The sequence below is a fragment of the Methylotenera sp. genome (assembly GCF_030653755.1).
Lineage (GTDB): Bacteria > Pseudomonadota > Gammaproteobacteria > Burkholderiales > Methylophilaceae > Methylotenera.
This window is the reverse complement of record NZ_JAURYU010000024.1, coordinates 1-24,977: the sequence shown is the minus strand read 5'-3', so window position 1 is coordinate 24,977 and position 24,977 is coordinate 1. Positions and strand designations below refer to the sequence as shown.

Genomic DNA, 24,977 nt, shown 5'->3' with positions numbered 1-24,977 from the left:
TTATCGTTCCGCTACGCCTTTAACCGCAACCACTTGTGGTGAGTTGTCGTAGTAGCTTCCCCATGTGGCCTGCTCTGACGCGCTTAAGCGTGATTTATCTGCACCTTGTAAAGCATATACATCACGTCCGCCCTTCACTAATCCATTTTGTAGGCTGTGATGGGCGGTAGCGACACACCATTCAATATTAATGTCTAAGCTGTGTTGAATGATATTGGCGATTAAAACACCAGCATTGCGAGGGTTTGATACCGCTAAATTACCGATTTCAGTAATTTGATGGCGCATAATGACGCGGTTAAAGCGATTAGACATCACTGTTTCAATCGGTGCATCTAAATACCGCTCTAAAAATAATGGCTCCATATGTGCTTTGCGCATACCAAATGCTGCGACTAATTCATCATTCTCATCGCGTAGGCTAATTAATTGCGGCATGAACTGCTGTACGTCTGCACCATAGGTATGTGCAAATACGTCATGGATAAATTGTTCAATTTCTCTGCGGTCAGGTGCGCCTATGTCAGCGCAGGTTATTTTAATATTGCTCGCACGGTGCCGTTTGGCCGCTGCAAACGGGCGCGTTTGATAGGCAGCTTCTGCATTAAAGAATAGTGGGCTTGCATTAAAACTTAGGCTAAGCATTTTATATGTCACCTTAATTAAATATGCCTAGAGTTACGCAAAGAGTGTGCCTAAATTTCTTTGGTGAAGTATGTTTTAAGCATCACTGTTAATATATATCGTATATTCCAAATTAAAATCAATAGCTTATATATTTTTATACATGGTTTTGTTGGGGTTTAACGTACAGTGAAGGTGTTTATTTGTGAGTAATTTCAAACAAGTTATGCAAAAAATGTAGGTAACTTTAGTTTTGGCAAACCAATTTCATACAAATATTGCATTAGTTGATTTAGCGCTGTTATAAAAAGACCTATCAGAACAGGCGCTTATTGTGATGGCATAGAGATTGCCTAGTATGGCTTCCACTTACAAAAAGCAGGCCTGTGCGCCTTAAATCAATACCAACATGCATAAATTATTTTTTCAAAAACGCTATACCGTTCCTTTTACATTGCTTGTCGTTGGTATTGCATTAAGTATTTGGCTGTTATTGCGTGTTGTGTTGAGTGTTCAAATTGGATTCTCGCAGTTTTCAATAAAAGAGCTAGCAGGAATTTTTATCAATGGATTTTGGTTTGATCTATCTGCTTTGGCATATCTGATGGTACCGTGGCTATTGATTTCATTGGTGATACCTAATGCATTGCGTCATAAAAGTTGGGTGAATCATATGCGTTGGGGAGTGGCAGGTTTCCTTACTTTTTCCCTGATATTTGGCGCGGTGTCCGAGTATATTTTTTGGCAAGAATTTACTACAAGATTCAATTTTATTGCGGTGGATTATTTGATTTACACCAATGAGGTGATTGGAAATATCCGCGAGTCTTACCCTGTACTACTAATATTAGTGGGAATCGCGCTGATTGCCTTTTTGATTGTATTTACTTTGAGTAGGGTGATACGTTTTGAAACTGTGCAACGCTCAGGCAAGCAGAAGCTAGGTCTGGGTATTGTTATGATAGCCTTGCCTTTGTTGAGCTTTCAGTTTGCGAACGTAGATCAGATGGAGTTTTCAATGAATGCTTATGCCAATGAATTATCTGGAAATGGTGTTTTTAGTTTTTCAGCTGCGGCTAGGCGAAATGAGTTGGATTACGATAAATTTTATAAAACTATGCCGCAAATACAGGCCTTATCAGTTTTAAAGTCAATTGGCGTCGATCGTAAAACGACAAGCGCGATTGTTGCCGCAGAAAACGATGACGTATCAAAACACACACAGTATTTAAAAAGCGCAAAGCAATTAGCCCCAGACTTAGGTTCGTTTAAGCGGCAACCTAAAAACGTAGTGCTAATTTCTGTAGAAAGCTTGTCTGCTGATTACTTAGGCACCTATGGTAATGAGCAAAATTTAACACCTTATTTAAACCAATTGGCTGGCGAGAGCTTGGTGTTCGATAAGGTTTTTGCAACAGGTACCAGAACCGTACGAGGTTTGGATGCGTTATCCATTGCGATACCTCCGATTCCTGGGCAGGCTATTGTGCATCGTCCAGACACAGATCACCTTGCAACCATTGGAGAGTTGCTTGAAGTAAAAGGGTACTCCACGTTTTTTATCTATGGCGGCTATGGTGTGTTTGATAGTATGAACAAGTACTTTAAAGGTAATGATTATAAGGTAATAGATCGTACCGATTTTGATAAGGCAACGATACAAAGTGAAAATGTATGGGGCGTTGATGATGAGAGTTTGTTTAATAACTCACTCAATATTCTTGATGAAAATGTTAAAACGCAAAAGCCATTTTTTGCTCACATCATGACAACCAGCAACCATCGTCCGTACACCTATCCAGAAAATAAAATAGATTTACCCCAGGGTAGTCGCCGAGGCGCTGTGAAATATACAGACTATGCCATTGGACAGTTTATGGAAAAAGCCAAAACTAAACCTTGGTTTAAAGATACTTTATTCGTGATTGTGGCTGATCATTGCGCGTCGGTAGCTGGCAAAACTAAGTTGCCAATCGCTAAGTATCATATCCCCTTGTTTTTTTATGCACCAGATTTATTGCCAGCAGGGCATTACCAAAGGATGGTGAGCCAAATTGATATTGTTCCTACCTTGCTTGATGTATTGGGCACGTCTGGTGCGCAGCATTTTTATGGGCAGTCTATGTTTAAGGCAGCGCGTGAGCAACTACCTGAGCGGGCATTTGTGAGCAATTATCAAGCGCTTGGGTATTACAAAAACAACAAACTAATCGTGCTGTCGCCTAAACAGACGGTAGAAGCTTATGATATTGACGCCGTGAGCTTGGAAGCCGAGCCCACATCTATTGATAAGCGCTTGCTTAATGAAGCGATTGCATATTACCAAACTACCGCACGTGCTTATAAGCATGGCGAGCTGAAAGAGTATTTTGATTAGTGCTCATTACAGTTAATGATGGAAGAGTTCGCTGTTGTTTCGCCATTAGGTAGCAGCCATAGCAAGGGTCTAACACGATTATCTAATTTGCAGGCATCTGCATAAGCAATGCTACCCGCAGTTTCTTGTACGTAACGAATCGCTGCTTCGTCTGAATATAGCACGTACGGTGGTGATATGCCATGAAAGTACAAGCCATTCCAGTAGTCATTTTGCGCGCTTGGGGCACTGCCTAATATACTGCTTGAGAACTGCAATCTTAGTGGGTTATCAGAGGGTAAGTTAATGGGATGGATACGTTGACCATTCTCCCAGTAAGTCTTTTTGCGCCAATAGATTAGCTTCAACTCGCCGAGTGAAATACTTTTATTGGGGTTGTCATTCGCTACAATCACTGCAATGATTGGCTTCTCAGCAGCAAAAACCGCTGTGTGTAAGCACAAACAACTTAACATTAGCCATAATGTGACAAATACGCGCATTAGAATAGCACCGCAAATGAGGCCAAGAAGCCGCGAGGTGATTCTGGTTGGTCTGCACTGCCACCAGTGAACTCTAGCTTCAATAATTGTGTGGGCTTCACGCGCCAAGTTGTGCCAATTAGCCAGCGTTGATGATGTCCTTCATCTGGACGATGAAAGGTTTCAATGCGCGCAATCCCAAACCAGTTTGTGCCAATTGGTAAAGGAATGGCTGTTTGCAGATATGCGCCATAACCACTGGTGTTGTTGTGTGAGTCCCAGCGTTGAAAGGCTTCCCCTAAGAACTCAATGCCACGATGATGGGTAATAAAGTCTAAGCCCAGCAGATGATAACGAGTGTTGGATATGGCTCTTTCGTCAAATGACAATAAATTCACGCCAATATTGGCTTGTTGACCAAAGGATATGCGCGCACCTTTAGTGTTTCTGAATTTCAGTTCATCATCATCTTCATCTATATCTTTAAGCGTTTCTATGAATATGGAATACTCAATTGCGCTATTCTCAAGTGGCACAGCGCCAAACGCCATGACGCCGTTAGTTGCGGTAGGAAACAACCTGCTTGTGGCAACAGGGCGTGAGCTGGTCCATACCAAAGGTGAGGCGTGCAGCTGGTTCCAACGACCTGTGGGGGTTAAAAAGCGACCACCACGCAGGTTGATTTTGTCTGATAAGTTGTAATCTAGGTAAAAACGCTCTAAATCGATGTAGCTTTGTTTGGTATTGAATTTATTATCATCATCCCAAGAAATCGGATTTTCTAATTCTAGTTCACTAAAAAACTTAAAGCGGCTTTCGTTTTCCCACGTCAGAATCATGCTGATTTCATTAATGGCAGCGGTGGTTTCTGAACCACGTGGGATAGCAATACCTGCGCTGGCATATCCGCCTAATCTGAAGCCGTCCATGAACCCTTTTTCAGGACGTGGCGTGTCATCTGCATGCGCAGCCTTGCACAGCAACAGTAGCAGGGCTACACTGCCAATACAGAATTTATTGATAAGATGCATGGATGCTCCAAGCTTAAAATCTGCGATAATTTTTGAAATTAATTGCATACGCGGATTATATTCGATAACGCCTGCAATACGCTGAGCTAGGTCAAACAAATGAAAGAGTCTTTGATGAATTACATGGTTGTAACGACAGGCACAGTACGTTGAATCAGTCCTCTGTAAAGTTAATGTCGGTTAAAAAGTTGCTATTAATTGGCTTCTTACTCATCTCACTATTGCCAATGCTGATGATGACGCTGCTGACATTTTATGAGGCACGTACTGTATTGAGAGAAGAGATCGTGCGCGATATGCAGACGCGCGCTAATGCTGCGTCACATCAGGTGGACAATATGATGTTCGAGCGTCTGCAAAATATCGTTTCCTGGAGCCGTTTAGAGGTGATGGACGAAGTGGTGATAGGTGACTTTGACAAGCGCTTATCTAAATTTCTTAACGAGCTCAAAGTGAGCTATCGCGGTGTTTATCAATCCATTTATGTTGTGAATAATCAAAATGTCGTGGTTGCTTCTAGCCAGCCAGCAGACATAGGAAAACCCGCCAAGGCTTTGTCGCAATGGTTACAGATTCCATTTGCAAATCGCACGGTACGTTTGTACCAACTTGCCGAACATCAGCTACCTATTGCTAGCGATATTTTAGATGTGAATCAGCAAAAAGTAGGTTCCTTATGGGTGATTTTTGATTGGCGCGCCATTACTAAGATTCTGGATAGTACAGAAAATCAGGGTAGTGCAGCCGCTTTGATTAATGTAGATGAGCAAGACCCACAGGCGCGTATGTTGGCAGAGACCCAGCATTGGAAAAAGATAATTGCCGCGCATGATATCTCAGTGGATTCTGTGATTCAGCCTTCAGCAGAGCCGCCGATTTTTAATTGGGTTGTTTCAATTGCACAATATCGCTCGGTTGTGATGGCGCCAGTACACCGCATGGGTTATATGTTTATATTATTGCTGACGATCACTGGGCTACTTGCCGCTGCGTTTGCTGCACCGTTGTCAGGCCGCATTACCAAGCCATTAGCAAGGCTGACTGATTATGCCAATCGATTTATGCGCTCGTCGCAAGGCGCATTGCCCACTGTAGAAGGGCCTACCGAGGTGCGAGCGTTGTCGAATGCATTTGGCAAAATGATGGATGATTTAACGCTATCTAAAGAGAACTTGACCCGTGCAGCCAAGCTTGCGGTGGCAGGGGAGATGGCCGCCGCTATGAGCCATGAGATTAGAACGCCTTTAGGTATTTTGCGCTCATCTGCACAGGTTTTATCGCGTGAAAAAGGCTTGAGTGTTGAAGGCCAAGAAGTGGTGGCTTTTATTAACATGGAAACAGAACGGTTAAATAAACTGGTTTCTACGTTGGTCGATTCCGCACGACCGCGCCAGCCAGAGTTCGCCTTGCATGATTTGGTGCCCTTGGTTGAACATGCGGTGGCCATGCTGCGTATGCAGGCCAATAAAAAGGATGTTAATCTAGCAATGGTGGTTCAAAACCATGCGGTGAATGCAGTCGCGAGTCAAATGATGGTGGAGTGTGACGCAGAGCAAATCACGCAGGTGTTACTCAATTTGTTATTGAACGCGATTCAGGTGTTGCCAACAGGCGGTAAGGTCCTTGTATCTGTTCTAGAAGCAGAAGATTATGTCATTATTAGTGTTGCCGATGATGGTGCTGGCGTAACAGAAGCGCAAAAAGAACAAATATTTGACCCTTTCTTTACTCAGCGCCCAGGCGGTATTGGTCTAGGTTTGGCAGTATCTAAACAGATAGTGACTGCTCACTTTGGATCGCTTACAGTAGAGAAAAGCACACTTGCCAACACTAATGCAGAGTTCACTGGCGCAGATTTTAGAGTGCAATTACCAAAGCGGCAGCTACTTGGCGATGCCGAATAATAAAAAGCGAGATGTATGTCAGACAGTATTAAATATATATTAGCGGTAGATGACGAGCCTAGCATGCTGCGTTTGCTGGAGATTAGCCTGCGTCAAGCAGGCTATCAAGCATTAACAGCGAGAGATGGCCGAGAGGCTTTAGAAGTCATAAATGGGCAAAAAGTAGATTGTGTGGTGACCGATTTACACATGCCACGTATGGATGGCCTGCAACTGTTAAAAGAAATCCGTAAAACAGATGCTGAGCTCCCCGTGATTATTGTCACTGCACAGGGTGAGATTAAATCAGCGATTGAAGCAATGAAAAATGGCGCATCAGATTACATATTGCGTCCGTTTGATTTAGAAGAGCTGGAGCTCGCTATTAAGCGTGCCCTGTCTTTTTCTCGATTGGTGGTTGAAAACAAATTCCTACGTGAGGAAAAATCAGCTAATACAGGCCTGATTGGCAATAGCCCAGTGATGCAACAATTAGCAGCCTCTATTCGACAAGTCGCGCCAGAAAAGGCAACCGTATTGCTAGCGGGTGAAACTGGTACAGGTAAGGAAGTGGTTGCGCGTGCGATTCATGCAGCCTCCCCGCGTAACCATGCATTGTTTGTCGCGGTGAATTGCGCCGCGATACCCCATGAAATGCTGGAATCTGAGTTATTTGGGCATGAAAAGGGCGCATTTACTGGCGCGGTTAAAGAACGTATTGGTAAGTTTGAGCTGGCAGATGGCGGTACTTTGTTTTTGGATGAAGTCACTGAAATGCCGATGCAGCTACAGGCTAAGTTGCTACGGGCTTTACAAGAAAACGTGATTGAGCGCTTGGGCGGTAATCGTCCAATTTCTGTGGATATTCGGGTAATCGCGGCGACCAATCGTAACCCGACAGCGGCGATTAAAGAAGGCAAATTGCGCGAGGACTTATACTACCGCTTGAACGTGTTTCGTATTGATTTACCCGCACTGAAAGCACGTAAATCTGACATTGAAGCGCTGGCTGAATATTTCTTAGCCAAACGTCGCGTGGCGATATCCGATCAGGCGATTCAGATACTCATGCAGTATGATTGGCCAGGCAATGTACGCGAACTAGAGAATGTACTAGAACGCGCCGCCATTATCAGTGGTAATCAAATAATTCAGCCAGAGCATTTACCCGCAGAAATGTTAAGCCACTCGGTTGAGTTAATGGCAAGCAATTCGCTCACTCACGTACCAACTCCTACTAAGCCTTCTGATGATGAGGCTACAGCGAACCCACTCTCTTTACCTAGTTCGGTGGAGGCGTTAGAGCGGCAGTTAATTATTAAAGCATTAGCATTTACGCATGGCAATAAAAGTAAGGCAGCAAAAGTGCTTGAAATTAGTGAACGTTCCTTATGGTATAAGCTGAGTCAATATCAAATGAGTTGACTTGATTGAATGGTAAGTATTTGCATATCTTGAGTAAGTCATTATTGTGTAATAATTGGGGCGTAACCATGAAAATCCAGTTTAAGGGTATTGAAATTGCGATTTAACAGTTCTTTCTATTGTGGTCTGTTAGTGCTGGTGGGCACTGCTCAATCGTTTCCATCGTTAGCTGAAAGTTCTGATACCCTTAATCAGGCTGACCTCACGCAAATTCCAATAGAGCAATTAGTCACCATGGATGTGCTAAGCGCCTCTAAAATTGCCAGTCAAATGAGTGCTGCACCTTCTGCAGTCAGTATTGTAACGGCAGAAGACATTAAAGCTTACGGCTACCGCACGCTCGCTGAAATATTAGAGAGCATGCGCGGGCTTTATATTACCAATGACCATGCTTATTCATTTTTAGGTGGTCGTGGCTTAGGCCGTCCCGGAGACTTTACCGGGCGCATTATGCTGTTATTAGATGGTAATCAGGTTAACAATAATATCTATAACAGTGCAGGATTAGCCTATACCGGCATTATTGACCCAATGTTGATTGAGCGGGTGGAGTACGTTTCAGGACCAGGCTCAACAAGCTATGGAAACAATGCGTTTTTCGGCATTATTAATATCATCACCAAGCAAGGGCATGACATCAACGGTTTGCAAGTTGTGGGCGAGGTGTCGAGCTATGGCGGTCGGGATGCGAAAATTAATTATGGTAAGCGGTTGGATAATGGCGCTGAAGTGCTGCTATCAGCTTCGGGTTTTAATAGTGACGGGCAAAATATTTATTTTCCTGCACACGGTGCATTTAGTGGCGGAACCTCGCGTAACTTAGATGAGCAGCAAAGCCGACGTTTTTTTGGCAAACTAGAATTGGATAGCTGGTTTGCTGAAGTGGCTTATTCAACGCGTAAAAAAGATATTCCGACAGCGCCTTATGGTGCAGATTTTAATGCACCATATCATTATGAAGACACATCACTACAAGCGAGCGTGAGGCATGAAAGGCAGTTAACAAACGCCCTGCAAATGTCCTTGCGTACTTATTATGGTGACTATGAATATCGTGGTCTTGCTACTTATGGTACGCCTTGGAACGAGAAGTCGGTCGGGCAGTGGTGGGGAGTCAATGCTCAGTTTGTAGGCACTTGGTTTCAAAATCAGCGTATTTTATTGGGTGCTGAGTTTAGAAATGATTTTAAGCAACAAATATCAACCCCAGTAAGCTTTTTAGATACGTATGAAAAAACATTCAGTGTGTACGCACAGGATGAAATCACCATTAACTCACGTTGGATGGCTAACCTAGGCGCGCGTTTTGATACGAGTGAAGATAAGTCTAACAATTCCACAGAAAAATTAAGCCCACGCGTGGCTTTGATTTACAAGCCATTGGATACTACGACCTTAAAGCTATCTTGGAGTACGGCATTTAGGCGGGCAAACCCTTTTGAGAAGTATTACACCGATGGTACTTTGCAATCGAATCCAGGGCTCAAGCCTGAGCAAATAGATGCTACTGAATTAGTGATAGAACATCGCTTCGATAAAGATACACGGTTGCTGGGCTCTGTTTATCACTACCAAACCCATGATTATATTCGTAGCGTTAACAATCAATTCAATAACATCCGCGGCGGCGGTACTGATGGCGTCGAGCTGGAATTTGAAAAACATTGGGATAATAATGTGCGTCTACGCACCAGTGCTGCCACTCAGAATGCGGAGGATGGCAATGGGGATTGGCAGGTAAACTCGCCGCGCCGGATTGGTAAAATGAACATTTCGGTACCATTTTTGCATCGCGCTTGGCGTGCTGCTTTTGAAATGCAGGCCTACAGTGACCGTAAAACTGAGCGTAATACAAGCGCTAGCGGTTACAGTTTGGCTAATCTGACAATCTCTAACGACAAGCTGCTGCCTAACCTTGGTGTGTCGCTCGGCATTCGTAATTTATTTGATCGTGATTATGACCATGTTGCGCCTAGTAGCAATGACAAGCAGGTGGTTATTACTCAAAATGGTCGCAGTTATTGGCTAAGAATGATATACGATTTCAAATGAAACATTCTCGCTTATTTTTAAGTAGTGCACTGATGGTAATGTTTTTGCTTTTATCGCCATCGGCATATGCAGAGCCAGTGCCTGAGTACCAAATGAAGGCGGCATATTTGTATAACTTTGCTCTATTAACTAGCTGGCCTGCTGGGTTGGATTACGAAAGTAACAAAAAGTTAGAGGCTTATAAATCAGTCAAAATTTGCGTATTAGGGGATGATAGCTTTGGTGGCGCGTTGCAACAGTTAACCAGAAATTCAAGCAGTAATATACGAATTACATTGTCGTATTTAGCCAACATGAATAACGTGCAAGATTGCCAAATACTTTTCATCGATGTTTCAACACTTGATAATCCTACCGCGATGCTCAAGAAATTAGAGAAAACTCCAGTGTTGACGGTGACAGACAACCTCGATTTGTTTAATGCTGGCGCCATGATAGGCGTATTTTTAGAGAATAAAAGGCTGGTTTTTGATGTCAACTATACGCAGATAAGTAATGCGCAGTTATCCATGAGTTCAAAATTACTGCGGGTTGCACGCAAGGTGTTGCAATAACGTTATGGCACAGCAAAAAACCATCCGAGGGGAAATAAGGTACTTAGCCATGGCGGCAGTAACGGTGGCGCTCATTGTTGCATTTATGATTAGTGCGGTTTATAAAATTGCTGCCGAACGTATCGAAGCAGCCGCAGAATTAAAAGTACTTGCAGAAATTACGGCATTAAATAGCCAAACCGCCTTAATGTTTAGTGATAAAAAAGTATTAGACGAAACGCTGAATGCGCTTGCTCCCAACGCTGATATTGTTTACGCAGAAATTACGACCTCTCAAGGTGTGGTGCTGGCAAGCAGAACGTTTGGACAAGACCATATTGAATATAATCGCAACCCAGTAACTCGTGGGGTTAGAAACCTACTGGCGTCAACGCTAGGGGAGTATTCTTTGGTAACGATTGAGCATGTGGTTACCTTGGATCAAAAAATATTGGGCAAGGTCAGAATCACATCAGATATGGTTACCGTTTGGATAGAGCTGATTGCCTCTATCGCCACCGCTATTGCTGCCATGGCGTTAGCTTTACTTTTTAGTTTGCTACTAATACGTGGCATGCTTAAAAATATTATGCAGCCGATTGAGTGCTTAATCAGTAGTGCGGCAAACATTGCTAAAACGCGCCAGTATTCACAACGCGTTGAGCGGTTGGCTGATGACGAGCTAGGCGACTTAACCGACCAGTTTAATCTCATGCTGAATGAAGTTGAAAAGCGCGAGCAAGAGCTTTCAGCGCAGAACAACCGTTTAGAACATGAAGTAGCCAGTAGAACGCAGCGCATTAAAAGCGCAATGGAAGAAATGCAGTTATTGCTAAATTCAATGGCGGAAGGGGCTTATGGCATTGATTCGCAAGGGGTATGCACCTTTGTAAATAAGTCATTCTTACGTATTCTTGGGTTTGAACGCGAGGATGAGGTCGTTGGCCGGCATATTCATCAGCTCATTCACCACTCGCATGCGGACAGTAGCCCTTATCCAGAGACTGAATGTCAAATGTATGCGGCCTATCAGTACAATCAGAAAGTGCATAATGCTGACGAGGTCTTTTGGCATAAAAATGGCCACGCAATATCAGTGGAATACTGGGCGCAGCCTATTGTTACCGACGGTATCGTCATTGGCGCTATTGCTACTTTTATTGACATTACTGAACGTAAAAAATCTGAAACAGAACATAAAATTGCTGCGACCGCTATGGAAGCGCAAGAAAGTATGATGGTGATGGATGCTAATCACTTGATTTTAAGAGTCAATCAATCTTTTACAAAGATGACTGAATACACCGCAAATGAGGTTGTTGGCCAGCACGCCAGTATGTTTAGAGCAGGTAACACGGATGAAAGTTTTTATGCAGCCATTTGGGACCGTGCCAAGAAGGAAGGCTTCTGGCAAGGTGAGATTCAAAGTAGGCGCAAGAATGGTGAGGTTTATCCAGTACATGTTTCAATCAGTGCCGTTAAAAATCAAGCGGGTATGATTATCAATTATGTGAGCACACTCGCCGACATTACCATGAGCAAAGCGGCAGAAGAGGAAATTAAACATCTCGCTTATTATGACTTGCTTACAGGCTTGCCTAATCGACGGCTATTGCTGGATAGATTGACGCAGGCACTCACCTTTAGCGCGCGCAGTGGGAAAGAAGGCGCGCTGCTGTTTATTGACCTTGACCATTTTAAAACCCTCAATGACACAGAGGGGCACGCAATTGGTGATTTGTTGCTGCAGCAAGTGGCGGAGCGTCTAACTGCCGTCGTGCGTGAAGGCGACACTGTTGCGCGTTTAGGCGGTGATGAATTTGTAGTGATGTTGGAAGACTTAAGTGAGGTGGCATTAGAGGCTGCAGCGCAAACTGAGGCCATCGGTGAAAAAATCCTTGTAGCAATATCGCAACTATATCTGCTCGACAAGCATGAACATCATAGTACGTCTAGCATCGGCGCAACTTTATTCAACAACCATCAGTCTGGTATCGATGAGCTATTAAAGCAAGCCGATATTGCCATGTATCAAGCTAAAAAAGCAGGCCGCAACACCCTACGTTTCTTTGACCCACAAATGCAAGAAACCATCAACAGTCGCGCCAATCTGGAAAGCGAGCTACGAAAAGCGCTCGAGCGTGAACAGTTTCAGCTCTACTATCAAATACAAGTTAATCACAGCGGCCATGCATTAGGTGCAGAGGTCTTGATTCGCTGGTGTCACCCAGAGCGAGGCATCGTCTCACCGTTTCACTTTATTCCAGTCGCCGAAGAAACAGGGCTCATACTCCCCATCGGAGAATGGGTGCTCAACAGCGCCTGTGCCCAGCTTGGCTTATGGCAACGTAACCCATCTACAGAGCACCTGACCTTATCTGTGAACGTCAGCGCAAAACAATTTCGCCAGCCAGACTTTATTACACAAGTAAAAACCGCCTTACAGCAACATAGTACTAACCCCGCACGCCTTAAGCTCGAGCTCACTGAAAGCATGCTGCTAGAACACGTCGATCTTACTATTGCCACCATGATTGTCCTCAAAGAAATCGGCGTACGCTTCTCACTGGATGACTTTGGTACTGGTTACTCTTCGTTGCAATATTTAAAAAAATTACCACTTTATCAGCTTAAAATTGATCAGTCCTTTGTGCGTGATATTGCTGACGATATTAGTGACCAAGCCATTGTGCGCACGATTATCGCCATGGCCCAAACGCTAAATCTCAATGTGATTGCCGAAGGCGTTGAAACCGAACAGCAACTTCAATTGTTACAAAGCTGTGGTTGCACAACATACCAAGGTTACTTATTTAGCCAGCCAGTTCCGATTGCTGAGTTTGAGGCGCTACTGGGAGCATCTGTGATGACGCGTTTTGCGCCGCTTGCTATAGAGTAAAAGTGCTTTAGCCAATAAGCGCTTGATTTCTAATTGACATTAGAAACCGCAAAAGATCTGCATTCAAGCATGGAAATAAAAGTAAGGCAGCAATAGTGCTTGAAATTAGTGAACGTTCTTGATGGTATAAGCTGAGTCAATACGGCATTAGCTAGGGGTTCGATTCTGAGTTTTATGCTGTACCTCCTATTTAAACTTCAAGTAAGCCAATCGCTAGATATGGTGATGGATAATTCACTTTACAGCATTAGTTAACGGTGTTAAATTAACACCGTTAACTAATGCTATCAAATTAAAATGCCACCCAAAATAAAATCAGCAGAAGCGCGTGATGCACTACGCACAAAGATACTAGATGCCGCGCGCACATTATTTGTGGAGCGTGGCATAGAGGCAGTTTCTATGCGTGAAATTGCTAGAAATATTAACTATTCAGCCACCACGCTATACCACCACTTTTCTGATAAAGAAGCGCTTTTGCAAGCGGTGTGTGATCAGGATTTTTTAAAGCTGGCAGCGAGCATGCGTGACGTGATGCAGTTACCTGATCTGATCGGGCGTATCCGTGCATTTGGTCATGCTTATGCCATGTTTGCATTGCAACATCCCAACCATTATCGTTTGATGTTTATGACGCCGCGCGTGCCATGCAATTTAGAAACAACACAGATTCAGCGCGGCAATACTGAGCAGGATGCGTATGCGCAACTTAAAAGTATTGTGCAAGATGTTTTTGACGCAGGTTTGTTTAGGCACGAGCTCAGCAATCCTGAGTTAATAGTACAAACCCTGTGGGCAGGTGTTCATGGTGTGTGCTCACTTGAAATATCCTTGGGTCGGGAAACTTGGATTGAATGGTCAGCTGTGCAAGCTAGGCTGGAAATGATGCAAAACACGATGTTACAAGGTTTGTTGCGTGAGCTTGTCGTTACTAAAGATGTTGTTGCTGCGGATGATATTGCATTGGATAACAGCCATCAATTAACAACAGCGATTAATAGAGTTGAATCGTGAGTACATTCCAATGAAAATCTTTTTATTATTAATTGCCATATTGCTTTCTGCTTGTGATCAGCCACCTCCGCCAGTACAGCCACCGCGACCTACATTGGTAATGAAGGTTGGTGATGAAGGTCAAGCTGGCGTGATGATTTTAGTGGGTGAGGTGCGCCCTAGATATGAGTCTAAGCAGGGGTTTAGAATTAATGGAAAAATAACTAACCGTATTGTAGAGCTTGGTACGCCAGTGAAAAAAGGGCAGGTGCTAGTTAAGTTAGATAGTGCTGATGCCAATTTAAGCATGGCCTCGGCAATGGCAGATGTGCGCGCTGAGGAAGCTAATTATGCATTGGCTTTGGCAGAGCTTGAAAGGCAGCGCCAATTATTTGATAAAAAGTTTATTTCTGCTTCAGCCTTGGATTTGCGCGAGTCACAGTTAAAAACTGCGAGTGCAAGGTTAGCGCAAGTAAAAGCACAGGCCGATATTTCTGGAAACCAAACACGGTATACACAGCTTACAGCTGATCGAGATGGTGTGGTCACGATGATACAAGCAGAACCAGGCCAATTGGTGCAGTCGGGTGAAGTAATCGTTAGTATTGCGAGTTTAAAAGAAATGGAGGTGTTGCTTGCAATACCAGAATCGCGCACGGGTTTAGTTCAAATTAATATGCCTGTGACGGTCAAAATGTGGGCAAATCCTAAGCAGGTCTATACAGGGCTTGTGCGTGAAATTTCGCCAGCGGCAGATTCAGCAACGCGTGCTTTTAATATTAGAGTAAGCATTAATGACGCGGATGAAAAAGTTAAATTAGGCATGACGGCAGGCGTTAAGTTTGAGCATCCTAATGTTGCTAAAACCTCTCAGTGGTTGATTCCATCAAGTGCATTAACGCAAATCAATGGCAAAGAAGTGGTCTGGGTGATTGATGAAAATAATAAAGCACAAACACGCGAAGTAGAGGCTGGTGAATTTTCTGAGCATGGGGTATTGATTAGCAGCGGCCTACAGGTGGGTGAGCGTATTGCAATAGCAGGTGTGCATACCTTGGTAAATGGTCAACTGGTATTGCCAAGGTTTAAGGCTACGCCATGAGTGAGTTTAAAGATGAGTTAAGCAGTGAGTTAGATAAAGATGCGCCAAAGCAGGGGGCATTTTCAGTTGATGAAAAAGCATTGCCTGTGTCTGGTAAATTAAATAATAAACTGAATTTATCAAACTGGGCGTTAACGCATCAGACGCTGGTTTTGTATTTGATGTTAGTACTTACTATCTCTGGGTTTCTTGCGTATTCAAAATTAGGGCAATCAGAGGATCCACCATTTACGTTTAAGGTGATGCTAGTAAGTGTCACTTGGCCTGGTGCCAGTGCGCAAGAAGTAGAGCAGCAAGTCACGGATAAACTTGAAAAGAAATTACAAGAAATCCAGCATCTTGATTACACCAGCAGTTATTCACGCCCTGGAGAGGCTGTGGTTTTTGTTGTTGCTAAAGACGATACGTATTCAAAAGATATTCCCGAAGTTTGGTACCAAGTCCGAAAGAAAGTAGGTGATATTCGGCATACGCTACCGCAAGGCATAGAGAGCTTAACATTTAATGATGAGTTTAGTGATGTCTACGGCACCATGTATGCACTGACTGGTGACGGTTTTAATGCGGCAGCACTTAAAGAACAAGCTGAGTTGATACGTACTGAATTGCTCAAGGTAAAAGATGTTGCCAAAGTTGAGTTCTTTGGGGAGCAAAAACAACGTATTTTTATTGAAATATCGAATGCTAAGTTGGCGAGTATCGGGATTAATGTCAATACGCTTGTTAACCTATTGCAAACGCAAAATGCGGTTGTAAAAAGTGGCAGTTATGATTCAACTGATGAACGTATTCGCATTGCTGTGTCTGGTCGTTACGATAAATTAGAAGATTTACGTAATATTCGGCTACGCGCAAATCAACAAGATTTTCGTTTGGCCGATGTCGCCCGAGTTTACCGTGGATTTGAAGACCCGCCCAAGAGCCGAATACGTTTTGAAGGCAAAGAAGCCCTGTTATTGGGTGTCAGTATGAAAGACGGTGGCGATATCATTGCATTAGGTAAGTCACTAGATGCAACGGTGGCGCGAGTAAAACAACAGTTATTAGTTGGTCTAGCCTTGAATACGGTTACCTCACAGCCAGCTATTGTGGAAAATTCTGTGAGTGATTTTGTCATGTCACTGGTTGAGGCGTTGGTGATCGTCCTAGGGGTGAGCTTGCTATCTTTAGGGTTGCGTAGTGGGATTGTCGTGGCAATTACTATCCCAGTGGTCCTGGCAAGTACGTTTTTATTGATGCATATGTTTGATATTGGCTTACATAAAATATCGTTAGGTGCCTTGATTCTGGCTTTAGGTTTGTTGGTGGATGATGCGATTATTGCCGTAGAAATGATGGCATCAAAAATGGAGCAGGGCTGGGATAAAACCAAAGCAGCCTCATTTGCTTTTACTTCAACCGCAATGCCAATGCTCACAGGCACTTTGGTAACAGTGGCAGGTTTTCTGCCCATTGCAACAGCAGTTTCTTCCACTGGAGAATATACCCGCTCAATATTTCAGGTGTCAGCCATTTCTTTGATTATTTCATGGTTCGCGGCGGTGATATTTGTGCCCTATTTGGGCTATCACTTGTTGCCTGATTACTCAAAACAAGCAGTACCCTCAACATTTAAGCAATGGTGGCTTAACAAGTTAAGGCGTAGATCATCTGGTGACTCAGATAAGTCTCAACGTCATGCCGCTACGCTAGAGGCGCATCATCATGACATTTATAACACAGTGTTTTACCGTGCTTTTCGGGTAGTGGTCACAGCTTGCGTGCGGTATCGTAAAATTGTGATTGCAATCACCTTAGCTTTGTTTGTGCTGTCAATTGTAGGGTTTACAAAAGTACAGCAGCAGTTCTTTCCTGATTCAACACGGTTAGAGTTAATCGTTGATTTACGCATGACAGAAGGAGCCTCTTATGCGGCAACCGATGCGCAGGCCAAAAAATTAGAACATTGGCTACAGCAATGGAACATTAAAAATAATGGGATTGATAATTTTGTTGCTTACATTGGCACAGGTGGCCCGCGCTTTTATTTACCATTAGATATTCAGTTGCCGCACCGTGGCTTTGGGCAGTTTGTTATATTAAGTAAGAGTTTGCAGGCGCGTGAAAGCTTACGTAAGGATTTAATCAAATTATTTGAGCAAGACTTTCCTGCTTTGCGCTCCTCTGTGTTGCGCTTAGAAAATGGCCCCCCAGTAGGCTTTCCTGTGCAGTTTAGGGTGTCGGGTACGGACATTCCGCAGATACGTGAAATATCGCATCAAGTGGCCGATATTATGCGATCCAATGCTAATCTAATTAATGTGCAACTTGGATGGGAAGAGCCAAGCAAAGTGGTGCATGTGGAGGTGGACCAAGCCAAAGCGCGTCTATTAGGTATAAGCTCAGTCGATGTGGCTAATATGATTAATGGCGCCATGCAATCACTCTACATTACAGAATTTAGAGAAGGTAATGAACGTATTGATTTAGTCGCCAGAGGAACAGAAATTGAACGTAGCCGATTATCAAGTTTGCAAGATTTAATGATTAATACACAAAACGGCACCAGTGTTCCTCTGTCGCAATTAACCACCATTACCTCAGATTTTGAAGAAGGCGTCATCTGGCGCCGCAATCGCGAGCCATCTATTACAGTCAGGGCAAATCTTCAAGGCAACTTACAGGCGCCAGTGGTGTCCGAGCAGATTGAAAGTCAATTGAAAGAGATTAAAGCCAACCTGCCATTAGGGGTAAGTTTAGAAACAGGCGGTGCGGTTGAAGAGTCTGCCAAAGGCGGTGCATCAGTTGCGGCAGGTGTGCCTTTGTTTCTGGTTGCAGTGTTAACGATATTGATGATTCAGTTGCAAAGCTTCTCCCGTGTTATTTTGGTGTTATTAACTGCGCCATTAGGTTTGATTGGTGTCACTTTGGCCTTGCTTGTGTTTGATAAGCCTTTTGGTTTTGTGGCAATGTTAGGCACAATCGCACTATCAGGCATGATTATGCGTAATTCTGTAATTTTGGTAGACCAGATAGACCAAGATAAAGCGAGCGGGCTACCTGAGTGGCAGGCAATTGTTGAATCTACAATCCGTCGTTTTCGCCCGATTGTACTCACAGCGGCTGCTGCCATATTAGCGATGATTCCATTGTCGCGCAGTGTGTTTTTTGGCCCAATGGCGGTAGCGATTATGGGAGGGTTGGCGGTTGCCACTTTGTTGACGGTATTATTTTTACCTGCCTTGTATGCAGCTTGGTTTAGAGTAAAAGTACCTTAGCCAATAAGCACTTGCGTTATAATTATCATTAAATAAAACATCATCGAGTAATCAAACATGACACAAACAGCAAAAACCGTAGAACAGCATGCACCTGCTCAGTTTAATACCCAGTTTAATGTAGGTGAAGCCAGATTTAACATGATTGAACAGCAGATTCGCACTTGGGAAGTGTTAGACCCAGTCGTGTTAGCTGTGTTAGACGCGGTACCGCGCGAAAATTTTGTGGCAGAATCTCAGGTGGGCTTGGCTTTTGCGGATGTTGAGTTACCCATTGGTGAAGACCAAACCATGCTGTCGCCAAAGCTGGAAGGACGCATTCTTCAAGCTTTACATATTAAAAAGACAGATAAAGTGTTGCTAGTAGGCACAGGTAGTGGCTATTTGACTGCACTATTAGCAACTTTAGCGCAGCATGTACATGCTGTTGAAATTTACCCAGAGCTCTCTAACAACGCGCAATACCGCTTACAAGCGCAAGGTATTCACAATGTGACGCTTTATGTAGGTGATGCGGTTAATGGCTTTTCTGCCGCTGCACCTTACGATGTGATTGTGTTTACTGGTTCATTGCCGTTACGCCCAGTGGCGGCTGAAAAAATGTTAAATGTAGGTGGCCGTTTATTTGCGGTGGTGGGTGATGCTCCAATGATGGAAGCCACCGTGACACAGCGTGTAAGTGAGGGCTCATACCGTCATGAAACGATATTTGAAACCTGCTTGCCAGTGTTAGAAAACGCACCACAAGCAACGAAGTTTGCTTTTTAAGGCATGTGTTGATTAGCCTTGATATGCTCAAAACCGCTCAATTCTTAATCAAACTGACGTTGTTGTCAGCATTTGCCTCTTATGCCAATGCTGATGATAAACCGTACTCATTGATTGAGGTCTATCAGCAGGCACTAGCAAATGACCCTACGCTGGCATCTGCATTAAGTGCTAATCAGGCCGCACAAGAGGCAATAGAGCAGGCTAAAGCGCTGTATCGCCCTACGCTTAATTTAACTGCGGGTGCAACTGCCACGCAAACTAGATTAGAAATCTTATCTGGTAACAACCCTTTCGTCCCTGAAGGACGCTCAAATTTTGAGAGTTATAATTATGGTGTGCAGGCACGTCAGCCGATTTATCGTAAAGATAGCCTAGTACAAATCGACCAAAGCAAAGTGCAGGTAAGCAGAGCCGATAAACAATTGAATTTAAGTAAGCAAGAGCTGATGTTACGAGTGACGCAGGCTTATTTTGATGTGCTTTTGGCGCAAGACCAAATAGAATTAATCATTGCGCAGAAAGCCGCCATTCTAAGCCAGTTAGAGCAGGCTAATGCTAATTTTGAGGTTGGTACAGCGACGATTACAGACGTGAATGAGGCACAGGCGCGTTTTGATCTAGTATTTGCGCAGGAAATAGCCGCAGTTAATCAGTACCAAATTGCTAAGCATGCAGTGCAAGCAATCACAGGGAAAATGCCAGAAAAACTTGCAACGGTTAGAACAGACATGGCGACCAATAGTCTAGGGCAAGGGTTGGATAGATGGCTAGAGGTGGCTACACAAAATAACTTGAATATTCAGATTCAGCAGGATGCGCTTGCCATTTCAACTCAAGAAGTAGAGCGCTTAAGGGCAGGGCACTTGCCTACATTAGATGCTGTTGCAAGTTATACCAATAACTATGCAAATGGTAATCCGACCAATGGCATCGGCAGTGAGTTGAAAACTGCAGCGATAGGTTTTCAGTTAGAAATCCCGTTGTATCTAGGGGGTGCTGTTAATTCGCGCGTGCGTCAAGCGGTGCTTAATCAACAAAAAGCGCAAGATGACATACAAATCGCACGTCGTAGTGCTGAGCTAGAAACGCAACGTGCTTATCTCAATTTAAGCTCCAGCATTGCGCAGGTAAAGGCTTATGAGCAAGCGCTGATTTCTAGCCAAAGCCAAGTAGATTCTACCAAGTTAGGTTATGAAGTTGGTGTGCGTACCAGTGTGGACGTACTTAATGCACAGCAACAGCTATTTAGTGCTAAGCGTGACTTATTACAGGCGCGCTATAGTTATTTAGTGAACATCATCCGCCTTAAAGCGACTTCTGGTGTTGTAGCAGAGCCTGATTTGGCAGATATTAATCAACAGCTGGTGATCGTGGGGGGGCGCTAACGTGCAATATACCACTCAAAAAGCGAGCGTTACATTAAGCCAGCTGGCTATTGTGGATGTGCAGACTAAGCTTACGGTCGCAATGCCTGTGAGTGATATGCAAGCGGTGATTAAAAATTGCGGCATCTTGTTACAGGCGTCCAATCTATTAAATGTGGCTTGTATTTTTACTGAGCAATATCCAAAAGGTTTAGGTCATACCGTGCCTGAGCTGTCTGCGTTAGTTCAGCACATGCAACCTGTCGAAAAGATTGCTTTTTCTTGTGTAGCAGAACCGAAGTTTAATCGGCAATTAACGCGCGATCATTCGCAAGTGGTACTGGCTGGCATGGAGGCGCACATTTGTATTTTACAAACTGCGCTGGATTTACTGAGCAAGGGTAAACAGGTGTTTGTGGTAGAAGACGCCATCATTTCACGCAATCCAGCAAACAAGGCCAATGCCATTGAAAGAATGCGTAACGCAGGTTGTGTGATTACCAATACAGAGTCTTTAGTGTTTGAGTGGCTAGGCGTGGCTTCAGGCGATGCATTCAAGGCCATTAGTAAGCTGATTCGCTAATACTGATTACGCGGGTCTTAAGTGACGAATATCTTGGCGTTTATATTTACCTTAAATATACGGTTTAAGCAGGTTTAAAGTTCTTTCCGTAGCACCACGATTACGTTCACTAAATTGAAGGCTTGCATCACTCATGGCTTGCCTTTGTTCATCGTTAGCAAATAGCTGCTGTAATTTCGCGCTTAAGTCCTCTACATTTTGCACGCGGCAGGCAGCTCCTGCAATCACGGCCATTTGCGCAGCTTCTTCAAAGTTAAAGGTATGTGGCCCTACTAAGACTGGTTTTCCCATACTACATGCTTCAATCAGGTTTTGCCCACCGAACGGCAGTAAGCTACCCCCGATAAAGGCCGCATCGCAGCTTGCGTAGTAGGTGAACATTTCCCCCATTGAGTCACCAAGTAAATAATTAACGTTATTTAAGTTAGCCGCTTCATGGCTAAGGTTGGTGCGGCGTATAAATGGGTGATTAGCTTTTGTTAATAGCGCTGCTACTTCATCAAAGCGTTGTGGGTGCCTAGGTACAATCATGGTGAGTAAGTTCGGGATATTCGCCTTGCTGACTGCTTCAATGATCAACGCCTCTTCACCATCACGCGTGCTAGCGGCTAAAAACACAGGGCGTGCTGCTCCTAGTTGTTTGCGTAGCTTTTCACCTAAATCGCGCGCCTGTTCATGCGGAGCAACATCAAACTTGATATTGCCTGTAATGCTGATCTCTGTCGCGCCCAAACGCTTCAGGCGGCTAGCATCGGCATCTGTTTGTGCGCCGATGTTCCTTAAGCTTTGTAAGCCTTCTGTGAGTACTTTGCCCAGCTTGTGATAGCCTAAGGCGGATTTTTCTGAGAGCCGTGCGTTGGCAAGCACTAATGGAATATTGCGTTGCTTACAGGCTGCAATTAAGTTAAACCAAAGCTCGGTTTCCATTAATACGCCGATAGTTGGTTTAAAGTGTTTTAAAAAGCGGGCAACGGCAAATGGTACGTCGTAAGGTAAATAAACTCTGCTCACTTTGTCCCCAAACAATTGCTCGCTAGTTGCGCGGCCAGTTGGGGTGGTGTGTGTCAGTAAGAGTTGATGATTTGGATATTGGTTTAATAACGCGCTGACTAAAGGCTCTGCGGCCCGTGTTTCGCCTACGGAAACACAATGCAGCCAAATCACAGGTTTTTGCACGAGTGTATTGTAAAAACCATAGCGCTCGCGCCAGTGTGCTAAGTATTCAGCTTGCTTTCTACCGCGCCAAAGCAGCTTAAGCGGCGTGAGTGGCAACATTAGATAAAGCAGGCATGTGTAAAGATTGCGCGTCATGTGATATACCAGTTTAGTCTGGGCAATGTAGAGTTGTTGTATTTTCGCATAGTTTATTTCATAAATTTTTTTAAGGTGAGTCGCCAAGTATTTTATTTGTTGATTTGCCCTAAGCCAGCACTGGTGCGGTGTTGAAATTTGGCAAGAGAAATTTGCACTTTTTGATGAAAATATTTATGCAAAAACAGCTTGACCTACCACTACAGAATGATTAAATTATCAAAAAAACACAATATATAGTGGTTGGTGCATAGTTCTGGCAGTATTAAAAAGTTAGTGTGCGCTTACCATCTTTAACTGCGTTATCGTTAAATAATACAGACTTATCTCATTGTTTTATCGTTGATTTAAGTCTACCAATAAGAGGGTTAAATGATGCTAAAAGCTGTAGATACTGCTAAGAATTCAAAAACAGAGGTTGAAAGAGAAATTCCTATTCAACCTGTTTCACTAGATATTTGGGATAAAAAATATCGTTTGAAGTCTAAGCAGGGCGACAATGTCGATCAAGACATGGATGCTTCATATCTACGCGTGGCACGTGCTTTAGCGGATGTAGAAACCACAGAAGAAAAACGTGCTGAATGGCATGAGCGCTTCTTATGGGCATTGCGCCGTGGCGCAATCCCAGCAGGCCGTATTACTTCTAACGCGGGTGCTTTAGAGCACAAACCAGCGACTTCTACGATTAACTGTACGGTTTCTGGCGTAATATCAGACAGCATGGATGATATTTTAGGCAAAGTACACGAGGCTGGCTTAACCCTAAAAGCAGGTTGCGGTATTGGTTACGAGTTCTCTACACTACGTCCAAAAGGTGCATTTGTGGCGGGTGCTGGCGCTTACACTAGTGGCCCATTATCTTTCATGGATATCTACGACAAAATGTGTTTCACCGTGTCTTCTGCGGGTGGTCGTCGCGGTGCGCAAATGGCAACGTTTGATATTTCACATCCAGATGTAACAGACTTCATCAAAGCAAAACGTGAAAATGGCCGTTTACGCCAATTCAACTTGTCATGCCTCATCACTAAAGAGTTCATGGAGGCAGTAAAAGCCGACGCTGAGTGGAAATTAGCCTTCCCTGTGACAGAAAAAGAAGCGATTGTTGATGCTTTAAACACTAACGACGATAGCCAAGTGGTATGGCGCGAGTGGCCAGTGAAAGGTAAATACCTCACTAAAACTGAAGGTGTAGATGCCGGCAAGGTAGCATGCCGCGTTTACAAAACCATCAAAGCACGTCGCTTGTGGGATGTGATTATGTCCTCCACTTATGACTTTGCTGAGCCAGGTTTTATTTTGATCGACCGCGTTAACGAAATGAACAACAACTGGTTCTGTGAAAACATCCGCGCAACTAACCCATGTGGCGAGCAACCATTGCCACCTTACGGCGCATGCTTGCTAGGTTCAGTCAACCTCACACGTTTTGTGAAAAAACCATTTACCGATGAAGCCTACTTTGATTGGAAAGAATACCGCGAAGTAGTCGCTATTTTCACCCGTATGCTAGATAACGTGGTGGAAATCAATGGCTTGCCATTACAACAACAACGCGATGAAATCATGCGCAAACGCCGTCACGGTATGGGTTACCTAGGTTTAGGTTCTAGCCTCACTATGATGAAGATGAAATACGGTGAAGATGAGTCTATCAAGTTCACAGAAGAAGTAACGCGTGTGATGGCTGAAGAAGGCTGGAGCGTAGGTGTGCAGTTGGCTGAAGAAAAAGGCCCAGCACCGATCATGGACGAGAAATTTGAAGTCACCGCAGATATGCTAGCAAAACGCCCAGAAATGGCAGCGGACGGCATTAAAGTTGGCCAAAAAATCGCAGGTAAAGTATTGCTGGGTAAATACAGCCGCTACATGCAACAGTTCCCAGAAGGCTTGCGTAACCAAATCGCCACTAAAGGCGTACGCTTTACGCACCATAGCTCTATCGCACCAACAGGCACGATCTCACTGTCATTGGCTAATAACGCAAGTAACGGTATCGAGCCATCATTCGCGCACCACTATGCACGTAACGTGATTCGTGAAGGTAAAAAATCAAAAGATAAAGTCCATGTGTTCTCTTATGAGTTATTAGCTTACCGCGAGTTGATTAACCCAAATGCAATGCCATTTAGCGACAAACCAGAAGAACAATTGCCAGAATACTTCCTAGATTCTTCTATCATCATGTCAAAAGCGCACGTGGATATTCAAGCGGCATCACAAAACTGGATTGATAGCTCAATTTCAAAAACCATTAACGTGCCTACAGATTAGGACTTTGAGGATTTAAAATACATCTACCTTTATG

At 43.9% G+C, this 24,977-nt stretch carries 16 protein-coding genes and 1 pseudogene; 13 read left to right on the top strand and 4 right to left on the bottom strand.

Translation table 11 applies throughout. The features are described from left to right. A complete protein-coding gene (locus Q7U33_RS04285; RefSeq protein WP_304858356.1) occupies window positions 1-645 on the bottom strand; it encodes a thermostable hemolysin in 645 nt (214 codons plus the stop codon). Window positions 646-1,033: 388 nt separating this feature from the next. On the opposite strand from Q7U33_RS04285, the gene Q7U33_RS04280 reads away from it, so the two are divergent. Beyond that, on the top strand, window positions 1,034-3,001 hold the full coding sequence (locus tag Q7U33_RS04280) for an LTA synthase family protein (RefSeq protein WP_304858355.1): 1,968 nt from the start codon (window positions 1,034-1,036) through the stop codon (window positions 2,999-3,001). On the opposite strand, the gene Q7U33_RS04275 is transcribed toward Q7U33_RS04280, so the two are convergent. Both Q7U33_RS04275 and Q7U33_RS04270 read right to left on the bottom strand, forming a co-directional pair. Continuing rightward, complete coding sequence (locus Q7U33_RS04275; protein WP_304858354.1) at window positions 2,998-3,483, bottom strand: hypothetical protein; 486 nt, start codon at window positions 3,481-3,483, stop codon at window positions 2,998-3,000. The two genes, Q7U33_RS04280 and Q7U33_RS04275, sit on opposite strands and share 4 nt — an antisense overlap. Then, complete coding sequence (locus Q7U33_RS04270; protein ID WP_304858353.1) at window positions 3,483-4,493, bottom strand: hypothetical protein; 1,011 nt, start codon at window positions 4,491-4,493, stop codon at window positions 3,483-3,485. The genes Q7U33_RS04275 and Q7U33_RS04270 overlap by 1 nt, the downstream gene beginning before the upstream one ends. 173 nt (window positions 4,494-4,666) lie before the next feature. Between Q7U33_RS04270 and Q7U33_RS04265 the strand changes: the two genes are divergently transcribed. The 11 genes from Q7U33_RS04265 to Q7U33_RS04215 all read left to right on the top strand — a co-directional run bounded on the left by Q7U33_RS04265 (window position 4,667) and on the right by Q7U33_RS04215 (window position 21,355). Further along, the gene (locus Q7U33_RS04265) at window positions 4,667-6,397 is read left to right on the top strand and encodes a PAS domain-containing sensor histidine kinase (RefSeq protein WP_304858352.1); all 1,731 of its coding nucleotides are present in this window, start codon (window positions 4,667-4,669) and stop codon (window positions 6,395-6,397) included. Between the two features lie 15 nt (window positions 6,398-6,412). Beyond that, window positions 6,413-7,801 (top strand): sigma-54 dependent transcriptional regulator, encoded by a 1,389-nt coding sequence (locus Q7U33_RS04260; protein WP_304858351.1) that lies wholly within the window; start codon window positions 6,413-6,415, stop codon window positions 7,799-7,801. Window positions 7,802-7,897: 96 nt separating this feature from the next. After that, window positions 7,898-9,853, top strand: a complete 1,956-nt coding sequence (locus Q7U33_RS04255) for a TonB-dependent siderophore receptor (RefSeq protein WP_304858350.1) — start codon at window positions 7,898-7,900, stop codon at window positions 9,851-9,853. Beyond that, window positions 9,850-10,407 carry a YfiR family protein gene (locus tag Q7U33_RS04250; protein WP_304858349.1) on the top strand — a complete coding sequence of 186 codons (558 nt, stop codon included), beginning with the start codon at window positions 9,850-9,852 and terminating at the stop codon, window positions 10,405-10,407. The genes Q7U33_RS04255 and Q7U33_RS04250 overlap by 4 nt, the downstream gene beginning before the upstream one ends. 4 nt (window positions 10,408-10,411) lie before the next feature. Further along, on the top strand, window positions 10,412-13,285 hold the full coding sequence (locus Q7U33_RS04245; RefSeq protein ID WP_304858348.1) for an EAL domain-containing protein: 2,874 nt from the start codon (window positions 10,412-10,414) through the stop codon (window positions 13,283-13,285). Between the two features lie 297 nt (window positions 13,286-13,582). Further along, window positions 13,583-14,299, top strand: a complete 717-nt coding sequence (locus tag Q7U33_RS04240; protein ID WP_304858347.1) for a TetR/AcrR family transcriptional regulator — start codon at window positions 13,583-13,585, stop codon at window positions 14,297-14,299. Between the two features lie 10 nt (window positions 14,300-14,309). After that, window positions 14,310-15,380: an efflux RND transporter periplasmic adaptor subunit gene (locus tag Q7U33_RS04235; RefSeq protein WP_304858346.1), complete on the top strand. Its 1,071-nt coding sequence runs from the start codon at window positions 14,310-14,312 to the stop codon at window positions 15,378-15,380. A gap of 161 nt (window positions 15,381-15,541) precedes the next feature. Continuing rightward, window positions 15,542-18,637, top strand: coding sequence for an efflux RND transporter permease subunit (locus Q7U33_RS04230; protein WP_370651983.1), 3,096 nt, complete (start codon window positions 15,542-15,544; stop codon window positions 18,635-18,637). Between the two features lie 57 nt (window positions 18,638-18,694). Further along, complete coding sequence (locus tag Q7U33_RS04225; protein ID WP_304858344.1) at window positions 18,695-19,405, top strand: protein-L-isoaspartate O-methyltransferase; 711 nt, start codon at window positions 18,695-18,697, stop codon at window positions 19,403-19,405. A gap of 23 nt (window positions 19,406-19,428) precedes the next feature. Further along, window positions 19,429-20,793, top strand: a complete 1,365-nt coding sequence (locus Q7U33_RS04220; RefSeq protein WP_304858443.1) for a TolC family outer membrane protein — start codon at window positions 19,429-19,431, stop codon at window positions 20,791-20,793. Between the two features lies 1 nt (window position 20,794). Beyond that, the gene (locus tag Q7U33_RS04215) at window positions 20,795-21,355 is read left to right on the top strand and encodes an isochorismatase family protein (RefSeq protein ID WP_304858343.1); all 561 of its coding nucleotides are present in this window, start codon (window positions 20,795-20,797) and stop codon (window positions 21,353-21,355) included. A gap of 51 nt (window positions 21,356-21,406) precedes the next feature. Here the strand turns inward: Q7U33_RS04215 and waaA are convergent, their stop codons facing one another. After that, window positions 21,407-22,666, bottom strand: a complete 1,260-nt coding sequence (gene waaA / locus Q7U33_RS04210) for a lipid IV(A) 3-deoxy-D-manno-octulosonic acid transferase (RefSeq protein WP_304858342.1) — start codon at window positions 22,664-22,666, stop codon at window positions 21,407-21,409. A gap of 375 nt (window positions 22,667-23,041) precedes the next feature. Between waaA and Q7U33_RS04205 the strand changes: the two are divergent. Next, a pseudogene (locus Q7U33_RS04205) lies at window positions 23,042-24,940 on the top strand (adenosylcobalamin-dependent ribonucleoside-diphosphate reductase); the annotation flags it as partial. Window positions 24,941-24,977: the final 37 nt, after the last annotated feature.